19 protein-coding genes are annotated in these 17,804 nt (G+C 60.2%); 1 reads left to right on the forward strand and 18 read right to left on the reverse strand.

Annotation, left to right across the window (positions count from 1 at the left end):
* Position 1 precedes the first annotated feature (1 nt).
* The 7 genes from RAK1035_RS19890 to RAK1035_RS20315 form a co-directional block, all read right to left on the reverse strand.
* Complete coding sequence (locus tag RAK1035_RS19890) at positions 2-535, reverse strand: cupredoxin domain-containing protein (protein ID WP_008282871.1); 534 nt, start codon at positions 533-535, stop codon at positions 2-4.
* Between the two features lie 104 nt (positions 536-639).
* Positions 640-1,353: a copper-binding protein gene (locus tag RAK1035_RS19895; protein ID WP_008282872.1), complete on the reverse strand. Its 714-nt coding sequence runs from the start codon at positions 1,351-1,353 to the stop codon at positions 640-642.
* Positions 1,354-1,399: 46 nt separating this feature from the next.
* A complete protein-coding gene (locus RAK1035_RS19900) occupies positions 1,400-2,758 on the reverse strand; it encodes a multicopper oxidase family protein (RefSeq protein WP_112303191.1) in 1,359 nt (452 codons plus the stop codon).
* Between the two features lie 11 nt (positions 2,759-2,769).
* On the reverse strand, positions 2,770-4,233 hold the full coding sequence (locus RAK1035_RS19905; RefSeq protein WP_008282874.1) for a TolC family protein: 1,464 nt from the start codon (positions 4,231-4,233) through the stop codon (positions 2,770-2,772).
* Complete coding sequence (locus tag RAK1035_RS19910) at positions 4,233-4,478, reverse strand: hypothetical protein (RefSeq protein WP_232279254.1); 246 nt, start codon at positions 4,476-4,478, stop codon at positions 4,233-4,235. The genes RAK1035_RS19905 and RAK1035_RS19910 overlap by 1 nt, the downstream gene beginning before the upstream one ends.
* A gap of 49 nt (positions 4,479-4,527) precedes the next feature.
* Complete coding sequence (locus RAK1035_RS19915) at positions 4,528-4,950, reverse strand: hypothetical protein (RefSeq protein ID WP_008282876.1); 423 nt, start codon at positions 4,948-4,950, stop codon at positions 4,528-4,530.
* A gap of 179 nt (positions 4,951-5,129) precedes the next feature.
* On the reverse strand, positions 5,130-5,273 hold the full coding sequence (locus tag RAK1035_RS20315) for a hypothetical protein (protein WP_162655212.1): 144 nt from the start codon (positions 5,271-5,273) through the stop codon (positions 5,130-5,132).
* A 287-nt stretch (positions 5,274-5,560) separates the two neighbouring features.
* On the opposite strand from RAK1035_RS20315, the gene RAK1035_RS19920 reads away from it, so the two are divergent.
* Positions 5,561-6,265, forward strand: coding sequence for a hypothetical protein (locus RAK1035_RS19920; protein ID WP_230802100.1), 705 nt, complete (start codon positions 5,561-5,563; stop codon positions 6,263-6,265).
* An 11-nt stretch (positions 6,266-6,276) separates the two neighbouring features.
* Here the strand turns inward: RAK1035_RS19920 and RAK1035_RS19925 are convergent, their stop codons facing one another.
* From RAK1035_RS19925 to RAK1035_RS19975, 11 genes are all read right to left on the reverse strand, one after another.
* On the reverse strand, positions 6,277-7,620 hold the full coding sequence (locus tag RAK1035_RS19925; protein ID WP_008282879.1) for an APC family permease: 1,344 nt from the start codon (positions 7,618-7,620) through the stop codon (positions 6,277-6,279).
* A gap of 108 nt (positions 7,621-7,728) precedes the next feature.
* Positions 7,729-8,385 (reverse strand): ferric reductase-like transmembrane domain-containing protein, encoded by a 657-nt coding sequence (locus RAK1035_RS19930; protein ID WP_008282880.1) that lies wholly within the window; start codon positions 8,383-8,385, stop codon positions 7,729-7,731.
* Between the two features lie 133 nt (positions 8,386-8,518).
* Entirely contained in the window at positions 8,519-9,172 is a 654-nt protein-coding gene (locus RAK1035_RS19935) for a methyltransferase family protein (RefSeq protein ID WP_008282881.1), read from the reverse strand.
* Positions 9,172-9,441 carry a DUF2933 domain-containing protein gene (locus tag RAK1035_RS19940; protein WP_037298741.1) on the reverse strand — a complete coding sequence of 90 codons (270 nt, stop codon included), beginning with the start codon at positions 9,439-9,441 and terminating at the stop codon, positions 9,172-9,174. Before RAK1035_RS19940 ends, RAK1035_RS19935 begins: the two co-directional genes overlap by 1 nt.
* Positions 9,442-9,456: 15 nt before the next feature.
* Positions 9,457-11,811, reverse strand: a complete 2,355-nt coding sequence (locus RAK1035_RS19945) for a copper-transporting P-type ATPase (RefSeq protein ID WP_008282883.1) — start codon at positions 11,809-11,811, stop codon at positions 9,457-9,459.
* A complete protein-coding gene (locus tag RAK1035_RS19950) occupies positions 11,808-12,755 on the reverse strand; it encodes a ribose-phosphate diphosphokinase (RefSeq protein ID WP_008282884.1) in 948 nt (315 codons plus the stop codon). The genes RAK1035_RS19945 and RAK1035_RS19950 overlap by 4 nt, the downstream gene beginning before the upstream one ends.
* Positions 12,752-14,260 carry a thymidine phosphorylase family protein gene (locus tag RAK1035_RS19955; protein ID WP_008282885.1) on the reverse strand — a complete coding sequence of 503 codons (1,509 nt, stop codon included), beginning with the start codon at positions 14,258-14,260 and terminating at the stop codon, positions 12,752-12,754. Before RAK1035_RS19955 ends, RAK1035_RS19950 begins: the two co-directional genes overlap by 4 nt.
* Positions 14,257-15,639, reverse strand: coding sequence for an MBL fold metallo-hydrolase RNA specificity domain-containing protein (locus RAK1035_RS19960; RefSeq protein WP_008282886.1), 1,383 nt, complete (start codon positions 15,637-15,639; stop codon positions 14,257-14,259). Before RAK1035_RS19960 ends, RAK1035_RS19955 begins: the two co-directional genes overlap by 4 nt.
* Positions 15,636-16,001 carry a DUF5676 family membrane protein gene (locus tag RAK1035_RS19965; protein ID WP_008282887.1) on the reverse strand — a complete coding sequence of 122 codons (366 nt, stop codon included), beginning with the start codon at positions 15,999-16,001 and terminating at the stop codon, positions 15,636-15,638. The genes RAK1035_RS19960 and RAK1035_RS19965 overlap by 4 nt, the downstream gene beginning before the upstream one ends.
* A gap of 466 nt (positions 16,002-16,467) precedes the next feature.
* Positions 16,468-16,935: a phospholipase D-like domain-containing protein gene (locus RAK1035_RS19970; protein WP_008282888.1), complete on the reverse strand. Its 468-nt coding sequence runs from the start codon at positions 16,933-16,935 to the stop codon at positions 16,468-16,470.
* 158 nt (positions 16,936-17,093) lie between these two features.
* Positions 17,094-17,789 carry a CBS domain-containing protein gene (locus RAK1035_RS19975; protein WP_008282889.1) on the reverse strand — a complete coding sequence of 232 codons (696 nt, stop codon included), beginning with the start codon at positions 17,787-17,789 and terminating at the stop codon, positions 17,094-17,096.
* Positions 17,790-17,804 lie beyond the last annotated feature (15 nt).

Here is a 17,804-nt window from a genome sequence, read left to right on the forward strand (position 1 = left end):
TCTAGCCCTTGGATTTCGGCGCAAGGTGATCGTGCACGATGATGACGCCCCACATGCCCGCTTCCCGGTGGCCGGGGATCAAGCATACGAACTCCAGGTTGGTCATATCGGAGAACTCCCAGATCAACTCGGCATTTTGTCCACTAGGGATAGAAACTGAATTGGCGTTGTCATGTTGCATATCGGGATGTTCGCGCATCCACTGCTGGTGTTCTGCAACCTCGTTAAAGGAGCCGAGAAAAAACTCGTGATCCAGTCCGCCCAGATTGCTGATCAAAAAGCGGATAACTGAACCGCTCTCGATGTGGAGTGCGTCCGGCTCGAAAAGCATGTAGCCGCTTTCTGTCTCCCTGATGGACAATTCAATCGTCGTGTCGATTGAGGAGCCATCACCGGGTTTCCCGATCGGATCATGGCCAGGCACTTCGAAGGCTCGGGCGTGAGGCTGCTGGCCCTTGCCACTGGAAGCGCCCACTGAAAAAGCCGGAAGGACGAGCGCAAGGGCGATGGTGCAGGTTCTCAGGAAATTCGTCATGCTCGGCTACCTCCGTAGCGCTTGATTTTATGGGATCTTCTTGTTGGGCCAAGCGATCAAGGCGATGGGGCCGGAGTGTTTACCCCCGACCCCATTGTTTGTAGTTACTTCATCTGCGTGACGGTCAGTTTACCCTTGACCCGGTCAGCGACGAATTCGATGCCCTGACCTTCCGCCATCTTGGCCATCATTGCTTCGTCGGCGCGAAACACCATGGTCATCGCGGGCATATCGAGGTTGACCAGAGGGCCGTGGATGATTGTGACCTTGCCGGCCTTGGCGTCGATTTTCTTGATGGTCCCGCTCGTGTATTCCACGTCAGCTTGGGCCATCTGGTCACCGACTGCGACCTCACGGTGCATGCCGGATTCGTAGTGGCCAGGGATCAGGCACGCCGCTTCGAACGTACCAGAATTCGCGAAAGTCCAGACAACCTCACCCGACGCGCCCGCATCGAGACGGATACGGTTCGGATCGTCGTGTTCCATATCCATCTTGGCCATTTCGATCTTGTGCTCGGCATTCCGCTCTACCGTGTCGAGGACGAATTCATGCTCCAGCTCACCCTTGTTGGTGATGTTGAAGCGGATGGTTTCGCCCTCCTTGATATTCATCGGCTCACTCTCGATCAGCATCTGGCCCTCATCGTTTTCGAGCAAAGTGACGTCGATTGTGCGGTCCACCTTGGCGGCGTCACCAGGGACACCGATGTCCATCTGCGGTGCCGCCGTTTCAGCTTTGCTGGTATGCCCGGGAGATGCATAAGCGCCCGTGGCAAGTGTGAGAGTGATGGCCGTGCTGAGAAGTATCTTTTGCATTTTATTGTCCTGTAGGTTGGTTCGGTTGGAGATGACGAAGGGCCGCTCAGCCCTTCGAGGTTGGTTTCGGTGTGAGAATGGTCTTGGGGCTGTTGTTGGAGGCAAAGTCGGGTAATTCGCCGGTCCATTCGTAGGCCATCTCGCCCGGAGGGTTCTCGTACCAGCCGGGATCGGAGTAATCGTCCGCGTCGATGCCGTCCCGCACCTTCACGACCGAAAACATGCCGCCCATCTCGATGGGTCCGTACGGGCCCCAACCCGTCATCATCGGGATGGTATTGTCGGGTAGCGGCATTTCCATTTTTGCCATGTCGCCCATGCCGGACATGCCCATTGGCATGTATTCCGGCTGGAATTGACGGATCTTCTGGGTCAGCGGCTTCTTGTTCACCCCGATGAACGTCGGCACGTCATGGCCCATGGCGTTCATCGTATGGTGCGATTTGTGGCAATGGATCGCCCAATCTCCCAGATGATCGGCGACGAATTCGTAGGCGCGCATCGCACCTACGGGAATGTCGATGCTGACCTCCGGCCACTGTGCTTCAGGCGGCACCCAGCCGCCATCCGTGCAGGTGACCTTGAAGTCATAGCCGTGCATATGGATCGGGTGGTTCGTCATCGTAAGGTTCCCAACCCGTACTCGCACCAGGTCGCCCTTGTTCACGACCAGCGGATCGATGTCGGGGAAGATCCGGCTGTTCCAGGTCCAAAGGTTGAAATCCGTCATCGTCATGATGCGGGGTACATAGGTCCCCGGATCGATGTCGAAAGCATTCAGCATGATCAGGAAATCACGATCCACCGGCATGAATGTGGGATCCTTGGGGTGGACCACGAACATGCCCATCATCCCCATCGCCATCTGGGTCATTTCATCGCCGTGGGGGTGGTACATGAACGTTCCGGACTTCACCAAGTCGAATTCGTAGACGAAGGTTTTGCCCGGCGGGATGCTTGGATGGCTCAACCCGGAGACCCCATCCATGCCTGAAGGAAGAATGAGCCCGTGCCAGTGCACCGTTGTGCCTTCCGGCAGCTTATTGGTGACATAGATGCGCACCCGGTCGCCTTCGACAGCTTCGATCGTCGGGCCGGTGGATTGGCCGTTGTAGCCCCACAAATGGGCGATCATGCCGTCGGCAAGCTCGCGTTCTACCGGTTCGGCCACGAGGTGAAATTCTTTCACCCCGTTGTTCATCCGGTGCGGCAGGGTCCACCCGTTCAATGTGACCACAGGTGTGTAGTCCGGCCCGGAATTGGGACGCGCCGTGATCGCCGTTGCTGCGCTATCCATTTGGGCAGCTTCGGGCAGGCCCATGTTCAGGGTTTGACCCCAGGCTTTCGAAGAGACCAGCGTTGCACCTGCCGCGCCGGCTCCGAGTAATTGACGTCTATTTAGCATGTCAGTTCCTTTCAGTGTCCTGCGCCGCCACCGGCGGCAAGTGTCGCGCCTTCTCCACCAGCACCGCCACCGCCTTCGCCGCCGCCATAAATCGCAGCGGTCAGATCAGCCTGTGCCATGTAGAATTCGCGTTTTGCGTTTGCCGCTTCCAGTGATGCGCCCAGTTTCTCGCGCACGTCTGTCAGCAGCTCGAAAGTGTTGGTGATCATGCCGTTATAAGACAGCAGCCCCTCTTCTTCGACGGTCGTGCGTAGCGGCACCAGAACGTCGCGATAGTGGCGGGCGATCTTATACGCGGCGTGATAGGAGGCTTCAGCACCACGCGCTTCGGACCGGACGTTGACGGCTCTTTCTGCCAGCACGTTGGCTGCTTGCAGGTACGACAATTCCGCCTTGCGCATCCGTGCCTTCCCGGTGTCGTAGATCGGGATTGCGAACTCCACCTCCACCTGAGGGGTGGTCACGGTCTCCGTTTCTCCGTCCTCAATTTCCCGCTCCGCTTCGAACCCGGCAATGAATTCGAGATCGCTGATAATGCGAGTCTGATCAGTCAGACCAAACGCTTTGGCCTGTGCTTCCAGGCCAAGTTTGGCAACGCGCAGATCAACCCGATTTCGCAATGCTTTCGCTTCGATGTCAGTCACACGGCCGACGGAACGCGGCAGCGCAGGAAGGGCATCGGGCACATAATAGTCGACTTCGGTGCCCCACAGCCCCATGAGCCTGGTCAGCTGCTCTTTGGACCGGGTAGCATTCAAGCGTGCCTGGGCAAGTTGTCCGGCGAGTTCGGCATTGAATGCCTGTTCACGGGCCTGCCCGGCTGTGTTAAGCGCGCCGGTCTCGCCCAGTCTCATCGCTAATTCCGATCCGGCGTCAGACGTCGCTTTCGCACGGCGCAGATAGCTCACGGCCTCGAAGGCGGCTACGGCATCGACCCATGCCTTCCGCGTCTGATTGGCCAGTGCGAGTGTGTCGTTCACGGCGCTCAGTTGAGCCTTCCGGAAGTTTGCGTCTGCAATGGCCGTACGCTGCTTGCGAGTGGTGGCATCGAGCACGTTCGACCGGATCAGTCCTTCGATCGCCCTGTAGGCACCCAGTTCGGGCGCACCGATGCCCAGTATACCGATTGCGACGATCGGGTTTTCCGGCGTCGATTGCTGCCAGGCCTCTGCGGCCGATAGGCCAACGTTCGCATAGGACGCCTGCAACCCCTTGTTGTTCAGAAGCGCGACCTGAACGGCGGTGTCCGCCGAAATGGTCTTGCGATGCACCATTGCGTGCACCTGCTTTTTCAGTGCCTCGTTTTCGGCCTGGGTTTCGGCGAAGGCTGTCCGTTTGCCAATGGCTGGTGTGACCTGGCTGGAAATATTGGCGAAGCCAGCTTTTGGTTCCGTGTAGATGCCTGGTACAGCTGTAGCACAGGCACCCAAGATTAGCGGAAAGCCGAAAACCAGCGGAAACTTCGATACCCGCATCAGTTGCCCTCCGTCTGTTCTTGATTGACGGAACGCCAGTCGCGGGGACCTGTAGGGCCGCGATAGGTGTAGCCCGCCAACGGGTCCTGATAGCTGATCGGCGATGAAACTGCCGTGTTGATGACGGCCTGTTGGGTCGCGACGGACGGCAACGGGGTGGGCTCATAGGCGCATGCGCCAAGCCCGAGGGCCGAAGCCCCCATAAGTAGATGAATTTTCATGAACGTGACCTGATTGATGAACATTGTCTCACGCAGAATTTGCGCAAGGCTCACACCCGACTTGGGTGCCGGTTCAGATCAGGAATCGAGGGGGCCGCAGAAACCCTGCTGTTTCTACCGAATACGTTTGACCGTCCAGAATGACATATTCACTTGTACCAACCGGCTCTGCTCTGATCTTGGTGTCTTCGATGAAGACGACAGAAATACAGATACCGTTGCAACACTCTTGGGATTGCTTCTCTTTGCCATCCTTGTCGGACGCTGCGATGTCGATGTCGCTTGTGACCTTAAGCTTCGTATGCGCGTGATGCGCATCGCTTCCAGTGTCATGGGTCTCGGCAGCACCAACGATACTAACAGACTTGGCTTGATGTCCGTCATGCATGCCGGACGCCGCGTGAGCGGCAGAAGGTGGTGAAAACACCAAGGCCAACGCAAACGCAATGCACGTAAACGCCTTGATCCAGCTTGATATGACAACTCGAAAGCTCATGTCCAAGACATCGGATACCGAAGCAATTCTGTCAATCCGTCCTGCGCGGGAAGGTTTGTCGCTTTTTTGTGAAACAGGCGGGATACGGCCACTGCAGCCAGAAAATGTTGCATATCAGAAACATATGAACAGCCAATACCTCGCTCCCGCTCGCCGGAGCGTTGCTGACGCGTCTTGTGCTACCGAACTTCAGCCAGTTTCTCGGCGCCATAGCCCGCGCCGCTGATCGCTGCGGCCAATGCAGTTTCATCCAGAGTGCTGTCGACGCCGACGATAGGTGCAGTCAGATCGCACGAAACTTTTGCATCTGGGTCGGCAGCCATGATGGGCTTTTGCATGGAAGCGGCACGATGGCCGCGATCTCCGCGCAGATTGCAATAGACCCTGAAAGGAGTCCGCCCACTCGGATAGGAATATTCCGTTCTGAAAATCACCGCCAGCGTAAGACATGCAGAAAAGCTACTTTCCAATGCTATCAACATTTCCGCAACTAGGTCCGGCAGTAACCTACCATTTGTTATGTCGCTCGGCCTGCAGTTGAGACATGGAACGCGGTTCAGGAGATTTCGAAACTTAAATTTCATTCGTCCCAAAGACCTGGAGCGAATGCTTGGTTCCCAAACGCAGGTTCAACATCCTCGATCTCAAGCCGTATATGTGCCAACGTTCTTACATGCAGAGGTTTTTCTCCGTCGACATGCCCGGTATTCAGTTTGTGAGCATTGTCTTGGCATTCAGCCTCGCAGCGTTACTGCCGGTCCTCTGCCTTTATATCTTGCTTTCGCCGGGCTTTGCAGCGGCTCTTGCCGCCGGCGGGCCATCGCTGGCCCGCTTTCTGAGGCAAGTTACGACCAACGGTCTGCCCGTAGTTTTTGCCGTAAACTATGTCAGTTTTTTTCTTTTCGCGGTGATACAGAAACCAAAGGTCGCCCGCCGAGATACGGCGTTTTTCGTGCTGGTGGATATCTTGCTCAGAGCCATTCTCTTTCCAAGCCTCCACGCATTGATCTACGTTTTGTCTGCCGACTGGTTCGAGTCATTCGGGGGCAGTCGTGCAACCGCGTTGTCGGTCGTTGCCCCAACCCTTGCGCGTTCGGCGTTTTTTGAGAACATCTCCGGAGTTTATCTTTATGCGACAATGATCAGCGCGCTGCCGCTATATGTTTCAGCTTTCGGGCAGTCGGAATTTCTTGGACCGACTGTTCGTCGCTTGCCAATAAAAGCGGGCTTGATGCTGCTCGCCTTGTTTGCGTTTGCCCTGTCGGTCGGATTGATCGCAATCGGTGCACAAGGCATCGCATACCTTCAGGGCTAGATGATGGCTGGCTATTCACCGTGGGAATGCGCGGCCTGAGGTGCCAACCATCGCGACAAGTAAACGCGCTCGAAAGCGAAGACAGCGATCATTCCGACAGCCGCATACAGAACGATCATTGGATCACTTTGAAGCTTCATTACGGTGAAAGCTGCCAATACAATTGCATCGAGAGAAAGCGCAGACAAAAGCACGATACTGGAGGCGCCAACTTCGGTTCGACGATAGCGGAACACGCCCCAATGTATGATCATGTCCATGACGAGGTAAAAGAAGGCACCAAGGGATGCGATCCGTCCCAAATCAAAGAGCACGGCCAGCGTCGAGGCGATAACGACTGTATAGACCAGCATATGCCGCTGGACAGCCCCGGACATGCCAAAATGGCTGTGCGGGATCATTTTCATCTCCGTCAGCATGGTCAGCATCCGCGACACTGCGAAAACGCTGGCCAGCACGCCGGATGCCGTGGCCACGGCCGCCAACACGACCGTCAAGTAAAAGCCGACCTGCCCGAGTGCGGGCTCAGCCGCCTGGGCCAGCGAATAGTCGCGCGCGGCGATGATTTCGTCGATTGTCAGGCTCGCGCCCACGCCAAAGGCCACAAGCAGGTAGACCACCACGCAGATCGCGATGGACAGCATGATAGTGCGGCCCACATTGCGGTGGGGATCGGTGATTTCGCCGCCGCTGTTGGTGATCGTGGTAAAGCCCTTGAAGGCAAGGATCGCCAGCGCAACAGACGCGATGAAGCCTGTCACTCCAAAGGTCTCGGCCGTTTCTGACGCGGCTGCGAACTGAAACCCGCTTGACCAGAGTGCTGCGATACCGAACAGCGCGATGCCCCCGATCTTGATCGCCGCCATGATTAGAGAGAATAGCCCGACGGAGCGGTTTCCTGCGATGTTGACCAAGAATGCGAACACGATCACGGCAACCGCCAGAACGGGCACAAGTGGCCCGCCCGTGATGTCGAAAGGCCGCAAGACATAAGTGGCGAATGTCCGTGCGACGAGGCTTTCCGCGATCACCATGCTGAGCGCCATCAAAAGCGCCGCTCCCGCCGCGACCGCCCCCGATCCATAGCATTTCTGAAGGATCATCGCGATGCCCCCTGCCGAGGGCCAGGCGTTCGACATCTTGATGTAGCTGTAAGCGCTGAAGCTGGTCACGATGGCACCAGCGATGAACGCGAGTGGAAATAGTGGTCCAGCCAGCTGGGCGATTTGTCCGGTCAGGGCAAAGATGCCCGCACCGATCATCACGCCCGTGCCCATGGCAACAGCTCCGCCAAGGCTGATCGAGCCTTCACGGTAGCCGTCGTTCCCATCGTGGTTTTTATTGTGTTTCTGCATTTCGATCTGCCTTGGTTGCTTTTTAGGTCGTTACGCCTCTGCGCATGCCCACCCGATAGGTTTCAGGCCGCCAGAAGTCCCGACCCTGGGCGTCTGATGAAATCGCGACTACTCCCGTTGCGAGGGTGCGCCGTAGATCCGCCGGGAAGTTTGCGAACGCCATGTGACTACAACGGCGGCCCCTTGCAGAGCGATAACTGACGCCACAAGGGCAACGAACGGCCATCGCGCCCAGTTCGGCTCAGGCATTTGGCGGTGAAAATCAAGAAAATGAAAGAACAAGAAATAGGCCGTGTGCAGCACTGCCAGCCACCACAGAACATAAGCGCCCTGCTGGATGTATTTCCACACGGACGTGCCAAGTACCCTTTGGCTGAAATTATTCGACGTACCGGCAAGCACAAAGCCGTAGAGCAGTGCCGCGATCCCAACCACATTGGCCAGCGCAAACCCGTGCTGAAGCATCACGTAGCGTTGCAGCTGGGGGTGAAACTCAAAACCGAACAGCCGTGCAAAATCAAGCTCGACCCAGCCGATCAGTATGATGATGGTATGCACCGTCGCCGCCAGAACCGCATAAATACCGAGCTCGCGTCGGTACGGCATGAGCTTCCGTAAAAAGGGCGCAGACGACAAGCGTGCGAGCGGCCCAATCGCCATTGCAGCAACGATGAGCAGCAGTGAAAGATCCCCCAGCGCTCGGTTGTAGCGGTGCATCTCCGACCACTCGGCACGCGAAGCAAGCAGCAGGTATCCCGTCAGCACGGACCTTCCTATGATTAGTACGTGCCGCAGAAGGGCGGGTTTTTTCATCATGGTTTCAGATACCGTATGTTTGCAGTCTTCCAAAGATGTTTTAGGCACGCAAATAACACATCAGATCGGCTTTCGCTTCCAATCAGCGTTCAACATTCTGCAGAGTGTTAACGTTTGGTATGAAAGCGGGAACCCGGCTGGCATACCTGTCCCAGCCAGCGCCGAACCGTTCTCGGCTGTCCTTCTCCTCGCCGCGGGCCAGCCGTGCGTACATCCAGACCAGTACCGGAAACATGGCCAGCGTCAGGAGGGTCGGCCATTGCACGAGAAAACCAAGCATGATCAGAACGAACCCCACATATTGAGGATGGCGAATGCGGGCATAGGGGCCTGTCGTCGCAAGCAACCCCTGACGCTGCGCATTCCACAGATGGTGCCATGCCACGGATATGAGCCAGAAGCCGCCGCCGATAAAGACGAAGCTCAGGAGGTGGAACGGCCCGAAATGCGGGTTCGATTGCCAGCCGAACATCATTTCGGGGAGATGTCCGCTGTCGTGGGCAAACCAGTCTACCTCCGGCCAGGTCGATTGCAGCCAGCCGGAAAGAAAGAAGATGGTCAACGGGAACCCGTACATCTCGGTGAAGAGAGCTACGACAAAAGCGCTGAACGCTCCAAAACTGCGCCAGTCGCGTTTTGTCTGCGGCTTGAAGAAACTGAAGGCGAAAATGATGAACACCCCCGAATTGATAAATACCAGCAGCCAGAGTCCATAGGAAGCACCTGCATCGGTCATTACTGGTCGTCTCCCTTTCCGTGCCCGTCGTGGCCTCCATGACCGCCGTGCATGAAGAAGTGCATTCCGACGCAAAGCAGCAATGGCAGCCAGATCAGCAATCCGCTGCTCAGGATGTGCACCCGGTGGTCGTAACCCAGGAGAAGGACGCCAACTGCCAGCGCAACGATCAGATAGATGCCGGCGCGTGATCGCCAGAATGAGGGCGGGCGGGGGGCATGCTCCGATTGACTTTGATTAACATGTGATGGATCAGGTTGATGGGTCACGTTGTGGCTTCCTTTCTAGATCTTTGCGCCGCGAAGGCGCAGCGAATTGAGCACCACCGATATCGACGAGGCGCTCATGGCGAAGGCGGCAAACATCGGGCTGATGAGGATGCCGAAGAACGGAAACAGCACCCCCGCCGCGACAGGCACGCCAGAGGCGTTGTAGATCAGTGCGAAGAACAGGTTCTGCCGGATATTACGCATGGTGGCCCGTGCGAGCCGCCGTGCGCGCACGATACCGTCGAGGTTGCCCTTGACCAGCGTGATGCCCGCGCTTTCGATGGCCACATCGGCCCCGGTGCCCATGGCGATGCCGACATCGGCCTGGGCCAGGGCCGGCGCGTCGTTGACGCCATCGCCGGCCATCGCCACCTTGCGGCCCTGCTGCTGCAATTCCTTGATGATCCGCGCCTTGTCCTCGGGCAGCACGTCGGCCCGGATCTCGTCAATGCCGAGACGTGCGCCGATCGCCTTGGCCGTGCGCTCGTTGTCACCGGTGGCCATGATGACGCGGAACCCCAGTGCATGCAGGTCCTTGATGGCGGCGGGCGTGGTCTCCTTCACCGGATCGGCGACAGCGACGAGACCCGCGATCTCGCCATCCAGCACCACGAACATCACCGTCTCGCCCTCGTCGCGACGGGCATTTGCCTTGGCGGTCAGGTCGCCGGCCTCAAGGCCAAGGTCCCGGATCATCGCCAGGTTGCCCAATGCGACCACCTTGCCGCCCACGACGCCCTTCACGCCCTTTCCTGTGACCGCCTCGAAGTCGTCCGCGTCCGCCATCTTCACATCGCGTTCTTCCGCGCCGCGCACGATGGCCTCAGCGAGGGGGTGTTCCGATCCGCGCTCCAGCGATGCGGCGAGACGCAGGACCTCGGCCTCGTCGTGACCGGGTTGCGGCAGGACGGCGACAAGCTGCGGCTTGCCCATCGTCAACGTGCCGGTCTTGTCGACGATCAGGGTATCGACCTTCTCGAACCGCTCCAGCGCCTCGGCGTTCTTGATCAGCACCCCGGCCTGGGCCCCCCGCCCCGTTGCCGTCATGATCGACATCGGCGTGGCGAGGCCGAGCGCACAGGGACAGGCGATGATCAACACGGCGACAGCCGAGATCAATGCGTAGGACAGCGCCGGGGATGGCCCCCAGACCGCCCACGCGATGAAGGACAGGACCGCGATACCGATCACGGCCGGAACGAAATATCCCGCCACCTTGTCGGCATACTTCTGGATCGGTGCGCGCGAGCGTTGCGCGTTCGACACCATCTCGACGATCTGCGCGAGCATCGTGTCGGACCCGACACGCGTCGCCTCCATCACCAGAGAACCGGTGCCATTGATCGTCGCGCCGGTCAGCGGGTCGCCCTCGGTCTTCTCCACCGGCACAGGTTCACCTGAGATCATGCTTTCATCGACCGAGGACCGGCCGTCCAGCACAACGCCATCGACCGGCACCTTGTCACCGGGACGCACGCGCAGCCGGTCCCCGACCTGTACGTCCTCCAGCGGTATCTCCTCTTCGGACCCGTCGTCTCGGATGACCCTCGCGGTCTTGGCCGCCATGTCGAGAAGCGCGCGGATCGCCTTGCCGGTGCCTTCACGGGCGCGCAATTCCATCACCTGGCCAAGCAGCACGAGCGTCACGATCACCGCCGCCGCCTCGAAATAGACGCCGACATGACCTTCGGCGTCGCGAAATCCGTCCGGGAATATGCCGGGTGCCAGAACGGCGACGACGCTGAAGAGCCAGGCCGCGATTACCCCCATACCGATGAGGGAGAACATGTTGAGATTCATCGTCCGGAACGAATTCCAGCCCCGAACCAGAAACGGCCAGCCGCACCAAAGAACCACCGGGGTCCCGAAAACCAACTCGATCCAGAGGGTTGCGCGCTCGCCGAAAATCTCGCGCACTCCCGGAAAGCCGAGATAGGGACCCATGGTGAGGATCAGAAGCGGAATGGTCAGTACCGTGCCAACCCAGAAACGCCGGGTGAAATCCACCAGTTCGGGGTTCGGGCCGTCGTCCATCGGGACCCCGGACTCAAGCTCCAACCCCATTCCGCAGATCGGGCAGGAGCCGTGCTCGACCTGGCGAACCTGCGGGTGCATCGGACAGGTGTAGACAGCGCCGTCATAGCCCTCCGGGACGGTATCATATCTGCCGTCCGCCGGGGCGGCACCAGCGTGATGGTCATGACCGTGGTGATCATGCCCGGCATGGTTGTCGAGCTCCGCCTCGGGCACAAGATGCATCCCGCATTTCGGGCAATCGCCCGGACCGTTCTGCCGTACCTCAGGGTGCATCGGGCAGACGTAAATGTTGGATTCGGTTTCATGTGCAGCATGGCTTACTTGGTCGTTCATTCGGTTGTCCTCTCGGCGGGATTCGGGTCCAGCCTAATTGTTCCAGCAACTGGAAGGTCAAGGGCTGTCACGACCGAAAGGATCGCTTCGGCCAATAGACCGGCAATTCCGATCGCATTCGTTGGATGGGGTATGGTGTCGGTGGTGATGATTCTTGCCGCACCAGCCGACAGAATGGCGTCCTGAGCGCCGTGCGCAAAGACCGCATGGATAGCCAGGCAGACAGGCGCGGCGGTTCCAGCCGCAAGCAATCTTTCGACGGCGCGTGCCATCGTGACGCCGGAAGATGCGATGTCGTCGAGGATCACTGGCGTACCTTCGTGCAGCGCCGCGCTTTCGGGCACACTGACATCGACACTGCGGTCACCGGATCTCACCTTGCGCAAGACCTCATAGGGCCGTCCGGCCAGCCGGGCCACCTCGGCGACCCATTGCTGGCTTTCGCTGTCAGGGCCCAGAAGAACGGCGTCTGGCAGGTTCGTGCTGATCCAGGTCGCAAGCAGCGGGGCGGATACGGCGCGTATGGCAGGCATCGGGAAGACATCCTGCAGCCGCGCGATGCGGTGCAGATGCGGATCGACACTCGCCAGCCAATCGAAGCTTTCCCCCAGGAATTGCGCAAAGAGCGGCGCGCTGACCGCCTGCCCGCGCTCGAAGCGGCGGTCCTGCCGCATGTAGCCAAGATAAGGCGCGATCAATCCGACGCGACGCGCGCCCATCTCGCGCGCCGTCGCCGCGGCGAAGCGCAAGGGCAGGGCAAGCCGGTCGGGATCGCGCAAAGTCGCCAGAAATGCCACATCGGCCCCGTCCAGATCGCCGGGCAGCGAAATCAGGCTTTCGCCATCTGGGAAGTGGTGCCAGTCGAGAGCGAGCAGGTCCGCCCCAAGCGCGGGTGCCAGGTCTTCGGCAAGCGGCCTCATCTCGGGAAACGCGACAAGGATCATGACACTGCCTCGGACAGCGTCAGCACCCCGGTCTGGGACTCCGCGTAAGCCAGGGCATAGGCCAGTTCGCCTGGTGTCTCGGCATGAAGCTCATAAAGCGGCTGGCCCTTGTCCACCCAATCCCCGATCCGCACCAGAAGGCGGATGCCGGCGCTCTTCTGACGCGGGGCCCCGGCCAGCTTGGCGATGCGTGCGATGCGTCGGTTGTCGATGGCGGTCAACTGGCCCGCATGAGGGGCGCGTATTTCGATCTGCTGCGCTGCGGTTCCGGGTTTGCGGAAACCGCCCTGTGCCGCGCAAATTGCCATGAACTTTGCCTCCGCTGCACCACTATCGAGAAGCGCCTGCGCGCGGTCCCGCCCCCGCCCAGCAACGGCGTGCGGTGCGAGGTCCAGAAGATGTCCGGCCAGATCCAGCGCCCGCGCACGCAGGTCGCCAGGTGCATCCGGCGCGCGCCGCAAAACCGCGAGCACGTCGTGCGCCTCCAGCGCCGGGCCCATGCCACGTCCCACCGGGGCCACGCCATCGCTGATATGTAGCGCCAGGTTCAGACCCAACGCCTTGCCCACCGAAGACAGCCGTATCCCGAGTGCCTCCGCCGCTCCGGCAGACCGCACCTTGGCCGTTGGTCCGACCGGCATGTCGATCAGAACATGGGTGGCACCGGCGGCCGCCTTTTTCGACAGTACGCTCGCTACGAGTTGACCGGTGGAGTCGAAATCGAGGGGGCGTTCGACACGGATAAAATGATCGTCGGCAGGACTGAGGGCGAGCCCGCCACCCCAGACGAGGCAACCGCCCTCGGCTTCGACCACCCGGCGCAGCGCGGCGGCGTCAAGCGCGACGGGCGCCATCACCTCCATGGTGTCGGCGGTTCCGGCAGGCGATGTGATCGCACGGCTCGACGTCTTGGGGATCAGATGCCCCGCCGCCGCGACGATCGCGACGACGATGGGTGTCGTCCGGTTGCCCGGCAATCCGCCGACGCAATGCTTATCGAGGACAGTGTGCTGCCCCCAGTCGAGCGTCTGCCCTGCTTCCTTCATGGCGCGGGTCAGCGCCACGGTTTCGGCCTCGTTCAGCCTGTCGCCGGCGCAGGCGGTCACGAAGGCGGCAAGGTCGAGATCCGATAACCGGCTGTCGAGCGTGTCGCGCACGATCGTCGCGAACCCGGCCCGGTCCAGCCGCTCGCCATAGGCTTTCGCCCGGATCATAGACGCCGAAGCGGGCGGTTCAGGGTGCGAGAAAGCGGCTTCGTCTCCAATCTCAGCGCCAAGCGCGGCCCAGGCGGAAACGGACAATGCCGCCTGGTCCACGGCAAGCCATGCTCCGCGGCGGACGACATTCAGGGTCGCGATGATCCAGCGGTCCTTCAGGTCGATTCGTATGCGTGTCTGGGCAGCAAACCCCTCGGAACGGCAGACGTGACAGTCTTCATGCATGTAGACGACCGGCTGCCGGTAGGTGTCGATGCGGGAAGAGACCAGGGCAAGCGTTTCGGTCATCGCGGCCTGTCCAGGTAGACGGATTCGAGATGTTCGGGCACGCGCACGGATCGCCCTAGCTCGTGTTCGACGCGGAATCGCAGGGTGTCGGCGGTGACAGGTTCCCCATGGGTGAGATAGGTCATCTCGGGGGCGGGACCGGCGGACATCCAGCGCAGGATCTCATCGGCATCGGCATGTCCGGAAAAGGACTGGAGCTGAACCACTTCGGCCTCGATCGGGAACTCCCGTCCGAACATGCGCAATGTCCGCGCGCCCCCGGCCAGCGCCGCGCCACGCGTGCCGCCGGCCTGGAAACCGGAGAGCAAGATCGCGTTCCGCCGATCGCCGCCGAAGCTGGCCAGATGGTGCAGGATACGCCCGCCGGTCAGCATTCCGCTGGCGGAGACGATGATCATCGGGCCCTGGCGCGTGTTCAGCTCCTTGGATTGCTCGACCGTGTTTACCCTCTTGGCGATCTCGAACATCGCAATGCAGTCTTCGCGGCTGACGTGGTGCTCGGCGTGATGACGGTGATAGATCTCGGTCGCATTCACCGCCATCGGGCTGTTGAGGAACACCGGGACATAGGGAATATCGCCGCGCTCCATCAATCGCGCAATGTGCAGCATCAGCCCCTGCGCCCGTCCGACGGCAAAGGACGGGATCAGCACCGTGCCGCCGCGGGCAAAGGTGCGTTTGAGGATCGGGGCCAGTTCGGCTTCTGGGTCCACGTCGGGATGGGACCGGTTGCCATAGGTGGACTCGCAGACCAGAACATCTGCTCCGCCGAATGGCTGGGGCGGTCGCATCAGCGGATCGGGATCATGGCCCAGATCGCCGCTGAAATGGACAACCCTGCCGCCGACCTCAAGCCGGATCTGCGCCGCCCCGAGCAGATGCCCCGCCGGAATGAAACGGGCCGCGATGCCGTCGCCTAAATCTATTCGCCGGTCGAACGGTTGAAGATCAAAGCGGTCCAGCGCGGCCTTTGCATCCTTGAGCGTATAGAGCGGTTTTGGCTTCTTGTGTTTGGAATATCCCCTCCGCGCGGCAAAGCGCGCCTCTTCTTCCTGGATATGGCCGCTGTCGGGCAGAATAAGCCCGCACAGATCTGCCGTTGCTTCTGTGCAAAGAACCCGCCCGCGAAACCCCGCCCGGATCAGTGTCGGCAGATATCCCGAATGGTCCAGATGAGCATGGGTGAGCAGCACAGTGTCGATGGTGTTGACACGCACAGGGAAAGGTTTGCGATTGCGCGCCCGCAACTGCTTGAAGCCCTGGAACAGCCCGCAATCGACCAGAATGCGCCGCCCCAGGGCCTCGACCAGATAGCGCGATCCCGTCACCGTCCCGGCGGCGCCAAGAAAGCGCAGTTTCGGACGTGCGGTCGGGATCATGTCGCTGTTCCCCTTGCCGCGATGGCGTTGTAAAGGCCGCCGAAGATCAGCGCGGCGTACCAACCGTAGAGAAAGCTCTCGACCAGCCCGATGATGAAGCCCACCGGGGTCAGCCAGACGAAACCGGGCAGCAGACCGGACCAGGTTTCATACATTGCATAGGCGGGAAAGATCAGATCGAATGCGATGCACACAAGGTAGGTCAGCGCCAGGAACAGGCTCAGCGCCCAACCAAGCGGCACAACCGGCAGACGCACGCGCCCTGCCCCGGCAGGCCCGCCCATGACGCAGGCCCCGCACGTCATGCGCAGGGCCAGGAAAAGGATCACCGCGACTGCGGTGAAATAGAAAATGGGCATCATGGCTTTCTCCCTTCTTGTCGTGGATTCGGACGGAGCGCGAACACATCCGCTGGACGGCGCCGGTTCAGGATGGGCGCACCAAGCGCCAGACGCCCATCCTGCGGTGGCTTTGCCTCGGCCCTAGCCGCAGCAGCAGCCGGATTTGGCCGGTTTTGCCTTTGCGGGTTCCGCGACCTGCGGTTCGACATTTGCTTTCGGCTGCGCATCGGTCTTGCCACCGCAACATCCGCCCTGTTTTTGCTGTGCTGTGTCTTGCGTCTGAGAAGTTGATCGGTCGTCCATCTGGACCTCCTTTTGTTTGGTTTCGTTCTATAGACGCGCCCCGACCGGAAGCATTACAGAAGTTGGCAACCTGTCGGTCTTCGTTAGTACAGGAGCAAGTGTATCGCTCTGCCGTAGGAAGGCGTCGATATTGCAGACAGAGTTACTGCATCCCGGCAGGCTGTCGGCTGACCGGTGCTATAGGTTACAGCAGCCGCCGCGCGGCCCATCCGATCACCTCGAAACCTCGCGCGCGCCAGCTGCGGGAATGCCAAGCCCGAAGAGGGACTTCGCGGGCATCCGAAAGATCTTGCAGATATTGCGCCTGCAACTGCCCTGCCAGGACGCGGTCATGTGCGACCAGAACCAGCTCCTGATTGACGAACAGGCTTCGGTAGTCGAGGTTAGCTGACCCGATGATCGACCAGCCTGTATCGACGACCGACGTCTTGGCATGCAATGGACGGGGCAGATACTCGTAGACCCTCACGCCCGCCGAGAGAAGCTGCGCATATGCCGCCCGCGTCGCCCAGCCAGCGACCATAGGATCGCTCGTGCGAGGCACCAGCAGACGGACGTCCACGCGGCGACGCGCGGCATCCTGAAGCGCCCGGTCGACCACGGTGCCCGGACCGAAATAGGGCGACGTCAGATAAACGCAGGTCTGTGCCATCCCGATCAGTCCCGCGTGCAGACAGGCAAGCCTCTTTTGACACTTGCGCGAATAGCTCGGTACCAGCAGTCCTTCGATTGCGTCGGCCTCTTCGGGAATGGCGTTTGATGGAAGCGGGCGGGCGTCCTGCCAGGCCGGGTTTATCTGCGCAATGTGAGTCAGATCCCGTAAGCCCAGGCCGGCAGTCGTCCCATATGGACCTCAACCATCCTGACACCGGGCACGTTTTCGACGGCAACCCGGATCGCATTCTCCTCGAAATCGCTGTCGGCGACACCCCAGACGGCGACATTCCCCTTGTCCACCGTGTAGTTGATGAGGTTGACCGCTGCACCGGGCACTTCTTTCAGAGCCTCTTCAATCTTCGCACGCAGCACGCGGTCGTCCTCCGACGGCTCCGGCAGCGCCCCATCCTGAAGCGCCGACAAGGCGTGGAGCAGGTTCGCACGGCTGACGATGCCGACCACTTTGTCGGATCTCACCACCGGCACGCGCTTGATCCGGTGCTTTTCCAGAAGACGCGCGATTTCCGCGACATTCGTATCCTCTTCTACCGAAACCACATCCCTTGTCATCACGTCTTCGACCCGGTGGCTTTTGAGCTTCACGAAATCCTGTGCGGATTCGCTTGCCCCGCCAAGCACCTCGAGCCACCATGACCGGCGTGGTCCGTCTGTTTCGCGGACACGCCGCATGAGGTCGCCTTCGCTGACAAGTCCCTTGAGGTCGCCCTCGGCGTCAACGACGGGCAGCGCGCTGATATTGTGGTCGAGCATCAAGCGTACCGCGTCCTCGATTTGTCCCTCCAGCGGGACCGAGATCACCGATGTTGTCATGATATCCTTGGCGAGCATGTCATAGTCTCCTTC

It is taken from the genome of Roseovarius sp. AK1035, assembly GCF_003288315.1.
In the GTDB taxonomy this organism is placed as follows: Bacteria; Pseudomonadota; Alphaproteobacteria; order Rhodobacterales; family Rhodobacteraceae; genus Roseovarius; species Roseovarius mucosus_A.

Excerpts from the sequence above, each read along its gene's own strand:
- RAK1035_RS19890 (WP_008282871.1), bottom strand. The coding sequence starts at position 535 with ATGACGAATTTCCTGAGAACCTGCACCATCGCCCTTGCGCTCGTCCTT.
- RAK1035_RS19895 (WP_008282872.1), bottom strand. The coding sequence starts at position 1,353 with ATGCAAAAGATACTTCTCAGCACGGCCATCACTCTCACACTTGCCACG.
- RAK1035_RS19900 (WP_112303191.1), bottom strand. The coding sequence starts at position 2,758 with ATGCTAAATAGACGTCAATTACTCGGAGCCGGCGCGGCAGGTGCAACG.
- RAK1035_RS19905 (WP_008282874.1), bottom strand. The coding sequence starts at position 4,233 with ATGCGGGTATCGAAGTTTCCGCTGGTTTTCGGCTTTCCGCTAATCTTG.
- RAK1035_RS19910 (WP_232279254.1), bottom strand. The coding sequence starts at position 4,478 with ATGTTCATCAATCAGGTCACGTTCATGAAAATTCATCTACTTATGGGG.
- RAK1035_RS19915 (WP_008282876.1), bottom strand. The coding sequence starts at position 4,950 with ATGAGCTTTCGAGTTGTCATATCAAGCTGGATCAAGGCGTTTACGTGC.
- RAK1035_RS20315 (WP_162655212.1), bottom strand. The coding sequence starts at position 5,273 with ATGGCTGCCGACCCAGATGCAAAAGTTTCGTGCGATCTGACTGCACCT.
- RAK1035_RS19925 (WP_008282879.1), bottom strand. The coding sequence starts at position 7,620 with ATGCAGAAACACAATAAAAACCACGATGGGAACGACGGCTACCGTGAA.
- RAK1035_RS19935 (WP_008282881.1), bottom strand. The coding sequence starts at position 9,172 with ATGACCGATGCAGGTGCTTCCTATGGACTCTGGCTGCTGGTATTTATC.
- RAK1035_RS19945 (WP_008282883.1), bottom strand. The coding sequence starts at position 11,811 with ATGAACGACCAAGTAAGCCATGCTGCACATGAAACCGAATCCAACATT.
- RAK1035_RS19950 (WP_008282884.1), bottom strand. The coding sequence starts at position 12,755 with ATGATCCTTGTCGCGTTTCCCGAGATGAGGCCGCTTGCCGAAGACCTG.
- RAK1035_RS19955 (WP_008282885.1), bottom strand. The coding sequence starts at position 14,260 with ATGACCGAAACGCTTGCCCTGGTCTCTTCCCGCATCGACACCTACCGG.
- RAK1035_RS19960 (WP_008282886.1), bottom strand. The coding sequence starts at position 15,639 with ATGATCCCGACCGCACGTCCGAAACTGCGCTTTCTTGGCGCCGCCGGG.
- RAK1035_RS19965 (WP_008282887.1), bottom strand. The coding sequence starts at position 16,001 with ATGATGCCCATTTTCTATTTCACCGCAGTCGCGGTGATCCTTTTCCTG.
- RAK1035_RS19970 (WP_008282888.1), bottom strand. The coding sequence starts at position 16,935 with ATGGCACAGACCTGCGTTTATCTGACGTCGCCCTATTTCGGTCCGGGC.
- RAK1035_RS19975 (WP_008282889.1), bottom strand. The coding sequence starts at position 17,789 with ATGCTCGCCAAGGATATCATGACAACATCGGTGATCTCGGTCCCGCTG.